14 protein-coding genes and 1 pseudogene are annotated in these 14,349 nt (G+C 34.2%); 10 read left to right on the forward strand and 5 right to left on the reverse strand.

The window, feature by feature from the left end; all coding sequences use genetic code 11:
• Window positions 1-31: 31 nt before the first annotated feature.
• From AAGD42_RS06470 to AAGD42_RS06485, 4 genes are all read left to right on the forward strand, one after another.
• Window positions 32-2,170 (forward strand): hypothetical protein, encoded by a 2,139-nt coding sequence (locus AAGD42_RS06470; RefSeq protein ID WP_341752695.1) that lies wholly within the window; start codon window positions 32-34, stop codon window positions 2,168-2,170.
• Window positions 2,171-2,174: 4 nt separating this feature from the next.
• Window positions 2,175-2,327: a hypothetical protein gene (locus AAGD42_RS06475; RefSeq protein ID WP_341752696.1), complete on the forward strand. Its 153-nt coding sequence runs from the start codon at window positions 2,175-2,177 to the stop codon at window positions 2,325-2,327.
• Window positions 2,328-2,702: 375 nt separating this feature from the next.
• The gene (locus AAGD42_RS06480) at window positions 2,703-4,136 is read left to right on the forward strand and encodes a hypothetical protein (protein WP_341752697.1); all 1,434 of its coding nucleotides are present in this window, start codon (window positions 2,703-2,705) and stop codon (window positions 4,134-4,136) included.
• 174 nt (window positions 4,137-4,310) lie between these two features.
• A complete protein-coding gene (locus tag AAGD42_RS06485; RefSeq protein ID WP_341752698.1) occupies window positions 4,311-6,290 on the forward strand; it encodes a hypothetical protein in 1,980 nt (659 codons plus the stop codon).
• 61 nt (window positions 6,291-6,351) lie between these two features.
• Here the strand turns inward: AAGD42_RS06485 and AAGD42_RS06490 are convergent, their stop codons facing one another.
• Both AAGD42_RS06490 and AAGD42_RS06495 read right to left on the reverse strand, forming a co-directional pair.
• The gene (locus tag AAGD42_RS06490; protein ID WP_341752699.1) at window positions 6,352-6,630 is read right to left on the reverse strand and encodes a Txe/YoeB family addiction module toxin; all 279 of its coding nucleotides are present in this window, start codon (window positions 6,628-6,630) and stop codon (window positions 6,352-6,354) included.
• Window positions 6,602-7,246 (reverse strand): Panacea domain-containing protein, encoded by a 645-nt coding sequence (locus AAGD42_RS06495; protein WP_341752700.1) that lies wholly within the window; start codon window positions 7,244-7,246, stop codon window positions 6,602-6,604. The genes AAGD42_RS06490 and AAGD42_RS06495 overlap by 29 nt, the downstream gene beginning before the upstream one ends.
• Window positions 7,247-7,646: 400 nt before the next feature.
• Between AAGD42_RS06495 and AAGD42_RS06500 the strand changes: the two genes are divergently transcribed.
• From AAGD42_RS06500 to AAGD42_RS06530, 6 genes and pseudogenes are all read left to right on the forward strand, one after another.
• Window positions 7,647-8,480, forward strand: a complete 834-nt coding sequence (locus AAGD42_RS06500) for a hypothetical protein (RefSeq protein ID WP_341752701.1) — start codon at window positions 7,647-7,649, stop codon at window positions 8,478-8,480.
• Window positions 8,481-8,520: 40 nt separating this feature from the next.
• On the forward strand, window positions 8,521-9,063 hold the full coding sequence (locus tag AAGD42_RS06505; RefSeq protein WP_341752702.1) for a hypothetical protein: 543 nt from the start codon (window positions 8,521-8,523) through the stop codon (window positions 9,061-9,063).
• A pseudogene (locus AAGD42_RS07190) lies at window positions 9,047-9,493 on the forward strand (lysozyme). Before AAGD42_RS06505 ends, AAGD42_RS07190 begins: the two are co-directional and overlap by 17 nt.
• A 104-nt stretch (window positions 9,494-9,597) precedes the next feature.
• Window positions 9,598-10,107 (forward strand): hypothetical protein, encoded by a 510-nt coding sequence (locus AAGD42_RS06520; protein ID WP_341752704.1) that lies wholly within the window; start codon window positions 9,598-9,600, stop codon window positions 10,105-10,107.
• A 96-nt stretch (window positions 10,108-10,203) separates the two neighbouring features.
• The gene (locus tag AAGD42_RS06525) at window positions 10,204-10,620 is read left to right on the forward strand and encodes an MFS transporter (protein ID WP_341752705.1); all 417 of its coding nucleotides are present in this window, start codon (window positions 10,204-10,206) and stop codon (window positions 10,618-10,620) included.
• 21 nt (window positions 10,621-10,641) lie between these two features.
• The gene (locus tag AAGD42_RS06530; RefSeq protein ID WP_341752706.1) at window positions 10,642-11,559 is read left to right on the forward strand and encodes an MFS transporter; all 918 of its coding nucleotides are present in this window, start codon (window positions 10,642-10,644) and stop codon (window positions 11,557-11,559) included.
• On the opposite strand, the gene AAGD42_RS06535 is transcribed toward AAGD42_RS06530, so the two are convergent.
• The 3 genes from AAGD42_RS06535 to AAGD42_RS06545 all read right to left on the reverse strand — a co-directional run bounded on the left by AAGD42_RS06535 (window position 11,512) and on the right by AAGD42_RS06545 (window position 14,282).
• Window positions 11,512-12,180 (reverse strand): HD domain-containing protein, encoded by a 669-nt coding sequence (locus AAGD42_RS06535; RefSeq protein ID WP_341752707.1) that lies wholly within the window; start codon window positions 12,178-12,180, stop codon window positions 11,512-11,514. The two genes, AAGD42_RS06530 and AAGD42_RS06535, sit on opposite strands and share 48 nt — an antisense overlap.
• 71 nt (window positions 12,181-12,251) lie before the next feature.
• Window positions 12,252-12,848 (reverse strand): bifunctional (p)ppGpp synthetase/guanosine-3',5'-bis(diphosphate) 3'-pyrophosphohydrolase, encoded by a 597-nt coding sequence (locus AAGD42_RS06540; protein ID WP_341752708.1) that lies wholly within the window; start codon window positions 12,846-12,848, stop codon window positions 12,252-12,254.
• A gap of 510 nt (window positions 12,849-13,358) precedes the next feature.
• A complete protein-coding gene (locus AAGD42_RS06545) occupies window positions 13,359-14,282 on the reverse strand; it encodes a HAMP domain-containing sensor histidine kinase (protein WP_341752709.1) in 924 nt (307 codons plus the stop codon).
• Window positions 14,283-14,349 lie beyond the last annotated feature (67 nt).

Here is a 14,349-nt window from a genome sequence, read left to right on the forward strand (position 1 = left end):
CTAAAGTTTAATAAAAAAGTGACTAAATAAGATGAAATGGCAAGTTATAGCAGGAATAAGTCAGAAAATTAATGAGGAAGCTAAAGGCTATTTGATACGTAAACTGGAGAAAGATGCCAGCGTAGAAATGCCAAATTTATGGGCAGATTTTATTAAAGAGACCACTACGCATTTGCATCAATCACAGAGTAATATTGAGGTAGTTAGCGATAACAAAACTGGTGGTTTTGGTTGCTTGACGCAATTTGATGAATTTCATCCGGATTTTTTAGAAAATAACAAACCGTTCATCGAGTATTTTTTAGGCAAGTATGATAAGCGGGCTGTAGATTATCTGCAACAAGCCAAGAACCCACTGACTAAGCGTATGTTGCAAGCTAGGATTAATGAATATAAAATATCTTTAGCTGGACATATAAGCCATACAGAAGCCAAGCTGATTGATGGTAAACGTAACCATTTAGCAATTGAAGCTATCGAAAAGTTTAAGATTGCTACTTATGATAATCCTGAACTTTATGCTAGTAATTTACAAGATAGCATAATAGCTATTAGCTCTTTATCATTATTGCCGCAAGAAAAAGAACAAATGCTAGTCAATGTCAGACATGCTTTAGCATTTGCTGCAGCACAAGGTACTTTAAAGCATTCGCCGGATGCTATATTAAATCCCAATATAGTTGCTGAATGGAAAGAAGATTTGTCGCTTGAACAAAGGGTTAAGCTAGAGGGACAAGCAAATAATCTAATACATCATCAGCAATTAATGAGACAACATCAACTTAGTTCGCTTACCAATGCCCATTTGCACAGTATCCTAAATACTGGCAAAGGTGTTAATGGTGTTGAGAATCTACTACAAGCCAGCTTTAATATTGATGATCCACGATTATTGCAATTCAGAACCCAAGAAGCTTTGTATAAGCAGGCTTTTATTGTCTCGCAACAATTAAAATACCTACCATTCAACCAATGTCAGGAAATATTACAACAAATTGCTCCAAAGAGCGGAGATGTTGATTATGACAAAAAAGAGCAAATATATCATATTTTACTAGAGCAGTTTAACAAACAGCTTAAATTGGCTCAAACAGACCCAGCTAGATTGGTTGAGGAAAACGGTGAAATACCTAACAACATACCATGGTCACAACGTTTCTTGCTTAGGAAACAATTGCAAGAACAAAAAGGCATCCCTAGTTACGATCAGAGATATTTAATGAACAAAGAATGTGATGAGTATTCAAAAAAGATTGATACTAAAGATGTTAACCAAATTAAACAAGTCACCGATAGTATAATTAGTCTGCGAGATGATGATACAGAAGGCGGGGAACAATTTGGCTTGGAGATAATGGACGAAATCTTAAGGGGTAAGGGAGATTTAGAGTGTTTGACTCAATTCTATGCTGAAAGTAGACTTTACGACCGTAAGACTGCATCAGCCTTTATACAGATGATCGCATTAGTTAATGAGCTATCATTAAAAAGTCAGCCATTATTTATCAATCATGAAATGACAGAATTTAACAAAGAAATTGACAAAAATGATATATTAAAGCAATGGGGTAAGAATTTAGCTAAAACTGATATTCAAAATGAAACAGAGATTAACCAAACACGGCAAGCCATAAAATATTTAGCTAAATACTACCAACGTACGGAAGATTTACCAATTGACAAAGCAGTAAAAAAAGCAACCCAAGAATTGATTAGTAAGGTCTATATGCGACTAGATAGTAAGAATATAATAATACCCCGTCAGGTGGTAGCACAACGTATGATTATTGATTTGAATGCTGATTACATAGAGAGTAGTCTAGCAGAGCTGCAACTTGCTATTATTAGCGGTAATATAGCTTGTGATTATGGTACTATTGTAGCTAAGGGTAGTGGTAGCCATATTATCGATAATATCAACGACCCAACAGGACAATATGCTGCTGTAAAAATACGAGAATCTTTACAACAAGGCAGATGGAAACTAACGCCTGATAAAAAGAGTGTCTATTATACTTTCCTGACGAAAGACGGTCAGTATATGCCAGTTATGACAGAAGATGGTAAAATATTAAAATTTGATTTGATAGAACTCAACAAGCCTCAAGCTTTAGAGCGACAAAAGCAAAGATTATTACAAGGTATCTCTGAATCATATTCAATAGATTAGTACGATGAAAAATAATGACAGCTTAAATAATTACTTAGATTATCAGGCAAATAGCAAACCAATTCACCAACGTTACTATTCTACCTTATTACCGGAGCGTATATCTTATAATAGTGTCTTTGATTTGTTAGGTAGCAGCAAAATGGATGTTTGGTAGGCAGTTAGTAGCCAAGCTTATGCAGATAGTCCAAGCCTATCAACTTTAGGGCGAGCTTTTAACCCACAAGATATTATTGATCCTGAGTTACAAGATATTGCTGAATATTTTAAAAATTATAATAACAAACTAACCAGGGAAGAGTTTGAGCAAAAATATGCTGACTCAGGTTTAAAGTATGACCCTAATTTTACCAATCAACTAGTAGAAGATATTTTAGAGAGGAAAAAGCAGCGAGAAATTAATGACTATATTATTGCGGCAGGTAAAGGCGGATTAGTTGAGGCTATTGGCAAATTTGGATCTGAGATAGTATTTGGTAATTTATCACTAATTAATATTGCGGCTAGCTTCGTGCCTATTGGTAAACCTGCAATGTGGGCGGCAGCTGCTTTAAAATATGGCAAACTTCCAACAACCTTAGCTAAGGGCTTGGTCGGTGGTGCGGTAGGTCAGGCAGCTATCGAACCATTTCTTTATAATGAACGACATACTGAACAAAGACCTTATGACTTGTCAGATAGTTTGGTTAATATTATAGAAAGTGGTTTATTTGGTGCAACTTTGCACGGTGTTGGTTATTCGGCTAAATATTTGCGAGACAGATTATACGTGTATTCCAATAAGTTACGTCCGGAAGTTGAGACTTTACACCCGATAGTTGATGGTCAGTTAAAAGAGAATATTGATGCTGTACTAACAGAGTCATCTCCTCAAGCAATGGATAGGACAATGGAAACTGGGCAAGTTGATAGTCAGGTACCAACAAGTAACAGTACCAATATTGAAAGTTCTTTATTAAGTTTAGCTGAGTTACAAGCAAAGAAGTTACAATTAATTACGGCAGCCGAGCAACAATATCCTTTATATTTTGCTCAACTGCGGAAAATAGCAGAATTACAACAACATATGCAAGACCAGTTTGGTACTAATGGCAAGATTGAGCAAATATATTCGAATGATCTGGAGAATTGGAACGTAAAACAAGGGGTGAGCGAACGGAGCGTACAACTAGTACGTGAGTACGCGAATACCCCGCAGTTTTGCGAAGCCAATTCTTCAAAGCATTTGAATATACCAAAATGGTTCTTGGATATTCTGCTAGAAGAAAAAGGCAAATTACAACAATTACATCAGCAACATATTAATAATCCAGAGTTTCAGGAATATTTGGTAGCAGGAAAACAACTAGATCAGCAAATTATCAATAATTTACAACGTCAACAATGGGAAACTAAAGGCTATGATTTATCGCCAGAGGACTCATATATAGCAAGAAAGCAGCTAGAGGAAGGCAAACATATAAATCTTGAGAATCCACAAGAGGCTGAATCTTTTTACCATGGTGATGATGAGAAATTTGATACTAATAATGCCAGCCCCAATCTGCAGGAACATCTAGCTTCTTTAGAAGCTGACATAGCCTACCTACCTGAACAACAAAAGGTTACTTATCAAGCAGAAGCCATCAAACAAGATGTTATTTACCAACGAACCGAAGAAATTTTACGTAAAGTTAAGCAAGGGGCAGCCCCTTCAGAATTAGAAGAGTTATTTAAAACTCTAGATGTTGTTGATCAACAATTAGTAGATGAGCTAAAAACTATCCATAAAGAGTTTGCCGGACAGGAAAGATTAGATTTGTTAGAAAGAGATAAACAAATAGATAGGTTCATTGATGATTTTAAGAAGGAATGTTTTATAAAAAAAAGAAATAACGCCCTAAATTTAATCAAGATGGCTGCCATAGAGAGATTTATTAGAAATCATCTGAATAAGGTTGCTGCGATAAAAGAATATTTACGATAAACTGATTTACGGCAAGACACTATTGCCAAAGAGTTATTATATGGTCTTACAAGAGATTTAGAGAAAGCTGGTGTAGTACACGAGTTCGGAGATATTGCCTATGAAAAGGACATAATACAAGAATTATGGAATATTAGCCATCCCGATAAAAAGCCAACTGGTAGCGAAAGGGCAATGTTAGTCGCTCAAATAATCAATAAATGGCAAATAATTGCCATCAATAGAGCTAATCTAGCAGGTGGTTATATAATACCGCTAGAAGGCTATATTACTCACCAAAGTCACGATAGTTTTAAAATCCGAGAAGCTGGTTATGATGAATGGCTGAAATTTATCTATCCACTACTTGATCACCAAAAAATTGCTAAACTAAATGATAAAATAGATTATAAGGCAATATTTAATAATCTTGCCAGTAACATTCATTTAAAAGATACTGACCAATATTTAAATATAGCATTCACTCACGTTAGAGGTAGTAACCTAGCTGACGTGGCATCGGCTAGTAGGAAACTACATTTTAAATCGTCAGAAGCTTGGTTAGCATATCAGAAGCAGTTTGGTAATTACAGACAAAATGACTTTGTTGACAAAATCATTAGCCCTCTAATAAAAAGTCGTTCTTTTATTGCTGATTCGATAGTTAGTAACCTTAATATACTAGGTCGAAGCATTGGGGTAATGGAGAATATGGGTTGTAATCCTGAGTTAATGTTACAATCGATCAAAGGTACTTTTACCAGGGAGCTACAAGAGTTATCGACTAAAGACCCAGCTATTTTAAAGCAATTGGCGGTGCTTAGTAAGCCAAATAGTTTTATCAATCAGTTAGAGCTAATGCTAGGAGTTAAACCACAAATACCGTCAGTTGACCGCATCCTTGGAGCTTATCGCTCTTGGAAATGTATGGCAAATCTTGGCAAAGTGGTACTTTCTTCAATTCCTGATATGATAAGTTTTGTCAGTGAGTTACAGAATAATGGCATACCACTACTGCAATCTTATGAGAATATCTTACAAGTGGCGGCGACAAGCTTTAATGGCGAAAAGAAAAAAGAACTTGCTAATTTGCTTGGTGTGGCGGTAGATTCACTGCTTGGTCATAGTCATTCTCGTTTTGCAGGAGAATACCCAGTATCTGGAAGCATATTTAAACTTACCAATGCATTTTTTAAATTAAATTTTATGGAATGGTGGGATAATAGTTGGAAATCGACAATGGGTAATTTGTTATCGCATAATTTAGCGTTACAAGTCAATCAGCCCTTTAACTTGCTATATCATAATTTACAGACCTTGCTTAATAGATATGGGATTAATGAAAGTAATTGGCATCTTTATCAGCATTTAGTCCAGCAAATAGACAATAAGCCATATTTAATACCCGATATGGCACTATTACCTGATCATTTACTAGACCAACATTTACAACAACAAAGTATTCTCAATAGGACTAGACTTAAACAAGATTTGACCAATAATTTACGAAGATATTTGCTTGACCGGGTTGATACAGCTATTGCCACTCCCCATACTGCCGAGAGAAATGCCATATTATTTGGCAATTTAGGCATTAAGCCAGGTTCGCCAGCTGCTGCGGTGATTCAGTGTATCATGCAGTTCAAAACTTTTGCTTATACTTACATTACTAGACCCTTAAAATCAGTAACTATCGACCAAATACCACTTCATCAACAAATGGGTAGTGGCAATTTGTTTGATTTAGGGACATGGCAAGATATTGCTAAAACAATGAGAAACCCAACTAGTATTAAAATGTTGTTTCAATTATTAGCAGGTTCCATAGGACTTGGTTACTTATCGATCAATGCAAAAAGGCTGGTGCAAGGGGAAGAGCGGCTTGATCCACACGAAGAAGGAGTATTTATGGCATCCTTGTTACAGGGTGGTGGTCTTGGATTATTTGGGGATTTTTTCTTTAATGAGTATGATAGTTATAATAATTTGCTGAAAGCTTTAGCAGGCACTATGGGTAGTGACATTATCGATTTTGGCACAATAGTTACTTTAATCAAAAATGGTGAGTTGGATAAAGCAGAAGAATTGCTTAAAAAATCCCTTCAAAGAAACATCCCAGGCAGAAACTTATTTTACCTGCAACCGGCTTTGTGTATGATCCCACTAAACTATTAGCAATACGATATAGGTGATGATAAACTTATTAGGCTTTTTGAGGCTTTAGTAATTAATAATACTATTCTTTTTTATAATGTCCTTTGCAACTTTTTATTTCTATGGTATTGATGTCTTGATTGAACGAATAGATTAAACGGTGTTCTTGGTCGATTCTTCTTGACCAAGAACCGTTAAGTTTATGTTTTAATGCCTCAGGCTTCCCTATACCATAATAAGGGGTTTGTTCAATATTGTTAATTAATACCTGAATTCGTTTCGTTATTTTAAGGTTATGTTGTTTCCAAAATTGCAGCTGAGACCAAGCGTTACTAGACCAAATAATGGTTAATTTTTCCATGCCTAATCCCTTTTCCTGCTTTAATCTCCTCTATTGATTGTAAGATTTCATTAGTCACGTCTTCCGCTGGAACTCCACTATCATAGTTCATCCACCATTGATCTTCTGCAGTTTCAATTATTAACTCGTCTTCTTGTGACATTAATAAAAAGTCAGTGTTAATTAATCTTTTAAAAAATTCACTCATCTTTTGTTTACTAATAATCTTGTTATCCATAGCCATAGCATCACGCCAAACTGAATGTTCATGAGTTAGCTGGCGTAAGTAAGAGGCTGTGTGTTCTCCATAAACAGCATACACTTTATAGATCAATGCTTTTTCTTCTCTGTCATATAAGTCAAAATCAATTTCACCAGGGGCTGGGATAGCACTATCTTTGAAATTACCAAATGTTCTACGTAACTCCCTAGCTACAGGTCCATGTTCCCAAGCTTCAATTTCTTCATTAAATAGGGGTTTATCTAATAAGGCTAGGCTGATCCCTTGAGCAAAATAAATCAACTTCTGCAATTTTAGTTGAGTTATGGTATCTCCAGCCTCTCTATCTACTAAGACCAGAAAGTAATTAGCTATATCAAAACAACTTAATATCCTTTTTTCTGTTTTTGTTTGCATAGTTTTGTTATCTAATGTTAATCAGTGTTTTTAAAACATCTTTCTTTATTGTTATAACACAATTTTATTATTATCAATAAATTATTAGCAAGAAATTTATTATAGACCAGGAAAAAGTAATGTGCTTATATTATAATTTTAAAGAATCTATTAACGCATTTTATTTCGGGAACTAGTATAATTACTAATTGAATTTTCTAGTTTCAATTTAACAGATATTGATTACTTGCCAAGTAGCTTATATTCCTCTGAAACATTTTTTATTGTTTCTATTCTGCTTTTGTATGGCTTGATTTACTTTGGCAATTTGTGATGTAAAAATATCACAAAACTTGATGCAAATTGTGATTTTTTATGGTATAATAATTCCCTTGAAATACAGATACTACAGGGGATTTATATGAGAATAATTACTGTCAAATTTAACAAATTAAAAGAGATCGAAAATCTTAAAAAAATCATGAAAAATGTTTACGCGAGTAATAGCGATCATTTACCAGATATTGCTAAATTTCATTTGGGTGGAAAGATTTTTATACCGAGTCAGGTGGATAAAGCAGAGTTGCACATAATAACTGCCAACGGCACTGAAATTATAACATTTTCTAACGCTGCACTAAGCTTTTATCTTGGCTCGCAACATCCTTTCACTAAAGTAGCTATGACCTCTGAGGATGAAGGTAATTATATTGTCCTACCCTGGAACTTAGATAGTCGAGTTGGTAGAGATAATCTGAAAAACCTAATAAACCGGATTCCTAGCAATATTAGAGAACTAAAATATATCATCTATGTTAAGAGTGATGACAACCTAAGCAACCTTAGCCTTGAGAGTAGTAAAGACTTAAGCCAAAGCCTAACCTCACTAGCTAGTTTGCACCTATCAGATATTGCGGCAGAAGATGAAACTGAAGGTTTGCTTAATAAAATAGATGATTTAGAAAAACAGCTGAAAAATTTACAAACCCAGGCACAAACTCAGCAGACTCAGTTGCAAACTTATACAAGAAACAGTTCTAGTCCAAATTGGACTTTAATCTTACCAAATAACATAAATGGTCGTATCGATTTTGCAGACTCACATTTACAGATAATAAGTGGTATTTCAACAAATCTATTAGAGTGGAACTCTTATGCTAGCATTAACAATGTTGCCGGTAATGTCATTCTTGATGTCGTTAATAGAAAACTAACTATTGGTGGCAGTAGTTGTGGTGGCATTAATGTTTATTAAGCTCAATAGGTCTAATATTTAATAATTTTTGAGATTTAGTATGATAGCGATATTAAGTGCCTTTATGGGGTTCTTCAGTAGTTTTTTACCAGAAATTTTGCATTTTCTTAAGGATAAGAAGGACAAAGAACACGAGCTGAAATTAATTGATTTGCAATTAAAAGCTTTAAAAACTGGTCATAGTGCTAGGCTTGAGGAAATCCAAATTAAGGTTGATAATGATGAAAGTAAGTATTTGTATCAATATGCGAGTATGCAAACAGCCAATAATAGCAATAATAATTGGTTTGATTTTTTAGCTACCAGCGTTAGACCAATGATCACTTATATATTTTTTCTGCTCTATGTAGCATTAAAATTAGCCATTTTCATAAAATTTGGTGCATCAGTCGACACCATATGGAGCAGTGAGGATCAAGGTATATTTTGTGCGGTTATTGGTTTTTGGTTTGGTCATCGAGCTTTTGGCAGACACCGAATTAATGGTTACGATAACAATAAAGGTTATCTCTATGGGAATGGTAGTGGTTACCCCTATGTCAATGGTAGTGGTAATGGTAAAATTAATGGTTACAAATATTAATAGTAAAGCAGAATATATAATTAAGAGCTTTGAAGGACTAAGATTACAACCATATTACTGCCCAGCTGGTTTAAAAACTATAGGTTGGGGGCATGTGATCAAAGAGTATGAGCAACAACAAATGTCTAATGGTATATCGTGAGAACACGCTGATTATTTATTAGAGCAGGACATAGAGCAAGCTAAATATGCCATTTATCGACATTGCCGCATACCATTAAACTACTCTCAAGAGGGAGCTTTGATATCATTCGTTTTCAACTGTGGAGCTGGTGCCTTTCAAGCTTCCAGTTTACGACAAAAACTGCTCAGAGGTGAATATTTATCAGCTGCCGATGAATTTCCTAAATGGGTTTATGCCCGCGGTATTAAGCTTAAGGGCTTGGTGAGAAGGCGATTATTAGAGAGAGAAATATTTTTACAGAACTAGATATGACAGGTAATTTTGTCGTTAAAATTCCTCTGTCATATCTAGTTCTGCTATTTATGTAAGAATTTTATAAACAAACAGCATCATGCAACGAGGATGAAGAAATGAAAGCCGCAAGGATAAAAATAGAAAAAAATCAAGAACAGTATCAAAATATTGTCAATTTAAGCAAGAAGAAAAATAAGCCTCAAGAAGTTATAGTAAATGATACTATACAACAGACTCCCCTTGCCCCTGAGGTGATGCCACAAACTACGTCCCAAACTATGCCGCAAACTGTTGAGCAGGCAAGAAAACATTATGCTATTTCTAGTAATAATATTGATAGCCGAAATATCATTGAAGCAAATGAGTCAATAGCTGAAAAAGTGAAAGAACTGCATCAGTTGGAAGAGATGCAACAACATCTACTCTGCAAGGAAGATAGTATAAAGCTAGAAGTAATGAACTATATGCAGTTCCACATTTACCTAAAAATGGGGGATAATGTTCTTGTCTCATGGAAAAACTGCACCCGCAGAACATTTGACCTACCAAAGTTTAAAGGTGATTATCCTGAACTATATAGTGAATATGTCAAAGAGATTTCCCCCAGACTGTTTAGGCTTTATTAATCTTTGTGGATATTATTAAATAAACTTTATTATTTCCACTTTTAATATTATTTTCTTTTTGCTATCATTAATAGTTGGTCTATTGATGGTAAAAAAATGATAGGGTATCCTCAAGAACAAATAAGTTTAACAACAGCACAAAAAGAAACTATAGGGTTACTGTCAATAGGAACCTTCCTTGAATATTTTGATTTAATGATCTATGTACACATGGCGGTATTTCTTAATGGAGCATTTTTTCCCAAAACTGATCCACACACTACTGCTTTGTGTTATGCAGCTACTTTTTGCTCAACTTACTTACTTAGACCATTAGGAGCTTTAATATTTGGATGGATAGGTGATAATATAGGGCGTAAGGCAACAGTTATCATCACAACTTTCATGATGGCATCTGCTTGCGTTGTTACGGCTAATCTGCCTACTTACGAACAAATAGGAATCATAGCGGCTTGGATAGTGACCATCTGCCGGGCTATTCAAGGTCTATCTTCTCTAGGCGAAATAGTATGAACAGAGCTTTATTTAACTGAAATGCTTCATCCGCCAATACAATATGCAAGTGTTGGATTGATAGGGGCTTTTGCTACCTTAGGAAAATTAGGGGCTTTAGGGGTTGCCTCACTTGTTGCTTCTCATATCTTTAACTGGCGTATGGCATTTTGGACGGGTGCAATAGTTGCCTTAATTGGTTCAGTAGCTCGTACAAAATTAAGAGAGACACCAGAATTTGCTGATGCAAAGCGTCGAATAAAAAAAGTTTTAAGAAAAACTAATACCGATATAAATATTTTACAAGACTATCCTCTTTTGCAAGAAAAAGTTAATAAAAAAACAGCAATAGCTTTCTTTTTATTACAATGTGCCTTACCGGTATGTGTTTATTTTATTTATATATATTGTGGTAATATTTTAAAAACTAGCTTTGGTTATACATTGTCCGAAGTTATTTATCATAATTTTATTGTTTGTCTAATGGAGGTGTTAATTACATTAATATTATGTTATTTAAGTTTAGAAGTGTATCCATTAGTAATCATGAAAATTATACTGCTAATATTTTCTATTTTTATGATATTTTGTCCGTATTTATTGAATAATGTTAATTGTCCTGATCAGTTATTTCTGATTCAATTCTTTATAGTTCTATGGAAAAAATGTTTAGACCCCGCTACTCCCATTTGTTTAAAACGCTTTCCTATATTTAAACGTTTTACCTGTGCTAGCATGACATTTGCGGTATCTCGTGCTTTGATGTATGTTATTACTGCTTTTGGTTTTGTCTACCTTATTGAGTGTTTTGGCAATTGGGGAATATGGTTTATTATGATTCCGACAATTATCGGTTTTGCCTACGGGTTATCTCATTTTGAAAATCTAGTAAAACCATCTGAAATCATTTACTCAAAAAAATCTATAGTCTATAACAAGTGGGTTAGGGGCAATAGGTAAATTTTTGTAACATAGCTCTATTAATTGTTGCTCGGCTGTTGGTATTTCCAAGTAGAAACAAAGCTTTATAAAATAGCCTATAGTCTCCTTAACTATTTTCAGTGCCTTTTCTGGTGATTTAGCTCCTAGCGTTTGTAGGTTATGAATGCGGTCAAATAATTTAATCAATATCACGTCAAATCTTTTTTGTTGATATAATAAATTCAAAGTTTCTTTGGAGCTAATCTTACCGTAAGGCTTGATTCTTGTTAGAGATTCCACTTGGCTAGCAACATTACTGCCAAAAATTCGAGCTATCATCTCTTCGGTAAGTGTTGTATCTTCGATCGTATCATGCAGTAAACTGGTAACGATCATCTCAGTTTTAAACAATTGGTGAATTTCTTGGGCTGTGTACTGAGCAACCATGTAAGCTACTTCTATTGGATGAGAGTAATATGGTTCACCAGACTGTCGCATTTGACTACCATGATATTTCTTAGCATAATAGATAGCTTTGGTAATTTCGTTGATATCTACTGAATCAGCTACTTGTTTGTTTAGTAAAATCAATTTATTAAGTAACTTAGCAGAATATTCACAACACTCAAACTTTGCCTGCCAATTGCCAATATCTTCCATAAAATACCTCTCCATTAGTTTAATTGTACATTAGATTAAATAAAAATACTGCCAATAATTTTGGATATCTTTTAAAAATTCTTTTGGAATTTATGCCAAAGATTTTCAATCGCCTGCTCATAAGCAACGAGGTCGAGTATAGTCCAATTAAATTGGTTAAAAATATCATGGGCATTATTTATCTCAGTATTAATAGCAACTGTGTTAAGTTTTTCCTCAGAGAATAATTTTTTTAGTTTTTCTTCCTGCGTCTTTTTATATTCCTCATGGTTGGCGGTACCAGATTCTGCTATATCATGCATCTTTCTAGTTCGTATTTGTATTTCTATGTTACAGTCATAGATATAATCTATAATTACGATATGTAAGGAGCTGTAACCATTATTCTTGGGATTATCAATATAGTTTTTAGTCTTCGCTATATTAACAGGATATATATTGTAAAGAATAACCAAAACCTTATAACAATCATATTGTTTATTAACTATAATTCTAAAAGCAATTAGGTCAGTTAATTCTTTCACAGATATATTCTTTCTTAGCATCTTCTTTAAAGCAGAGTAAGGGTCTTTTAATCTGTAGTGTATAGCAGCTGCTACACCATTGTTACGCAGGTTAGTACTAATATTATATATAATGTTACGTAAATCGTTAGTAGTATACTGCATAATTAATATTACACGAAAAGGAATCTTTAATGTTAACAAGTAGTAATTAGTTTGTCAATTATCAGAAATTAATTAGTTAAAAAATCAATATAAACTTGTCATAAAAGACTCATAAACTATCATTCTGCCTTTCCATTAGATAATTTGGAGAACAGAAATACTTTAAATATAAATCATACTACACTAAAAGTAGAAATACTAATATTTTTTGTATTATTTAAAAATTTTAACATTACTAGACATACAATTAACTCCTATTTTATCATAAAAATAGACACTGAGGTTAGAGTGAAATTTGCTCGATTGTCTTCTAACCTCGGTGCTTGACCCCACACTACGTAGCTTCCTATTGCCAATTATTAGACTTCCTGCATAAGTCAATCTAGTTGGTGATTTTGTCGTCGAAACTTGCCTCCGCTCCGTAACAATCGTCTATGTACGCGAAGGTACCAGGCTTCGTTTCTCCTAAAAATCCCGAGGGCTTTTTTGACTTATGCAGGAAGTCTATTGTTAATCACAATGTAATTCTACTGGCACTTGCAAAGTAAAGGTTGTACTTTTACCTTGCTGGCTAGCAATATTAACTTTACCATTTAGATTGCTAATAAATTGTTTGACTAGACTTAAACCTAGCCCTAATTCTAAAGTTGATTCTGAGTTTGAGTCCGTAGCCAATTCCTCACCTGTAGCTTTGCTAGTCGAGCCACTAGTAAAGGCAGAACTATCAGGAGCATTTAATTGCTTATAGATATATTGTTGTTGCTCTTCAGACATACCAATACCTGTATCATGCACGATGAATTGTAAAATATCTTTGCCCCTTGTACTTTTTCCATCACCACAATCTTTATCAACTTGTGAGAGTATGGGGCTTGCTGGAAAAAAATTGGTGGTTACCATAACACTGCCTTTTTCAGTGAAATTAATGGCATTAGTAATTAACTGAGTTAATATCGCTTCAAGTCGATAACTATCACCAATGATGATATCTGCAATACCATTGGTGAAATTATTTGCAAACCCTATGCCTTTACACTTAGAGCTTGGTATTAGTTTATTAATAACGTTGTTTACTAACGTTTTAGGATTAAATTTTCCAGAGATTGTGGGTACTGGTACTACGCTTGTGGTGGCAAAATTTACTATATTTCTAGAGTAATACATTAAGTCTTCAGCAGAAGTGACAATCTCCGCTATAGTACTCCTTTTGTTAGGCTCTTCCTCTCCTACATGTAGAATTGTAGAAAGGGCAAAAATGTCATTACAAGGTTTGTTTATGCTAATGGATACAGTCCTTATAAAATCTTGGTGGATAAAATTAGCTAGTTCTAGATTCCTCCTAGCTTGTTGTAACTCAACAATAATATCACTACTGATATTATTTTTTTCACAGGTAGATTTATTTTGTTGTTGATTTTTAATATCGGTAGGCATAGAATTAACTCCTATTTTCGTGATTGATAAATAGACACTGAGGTTAGAGAAAAATTTGGTGATTCGT

The organism is Candidatus Tisiphia endosymbiont of Dioctria linearis (assembly GCF_964026545.1).
GTDB lineage: Bacteria > Pseudomonadota > Alphaproteobacteria > Rickettsiales > Rickettsiaceae > Tisiphia.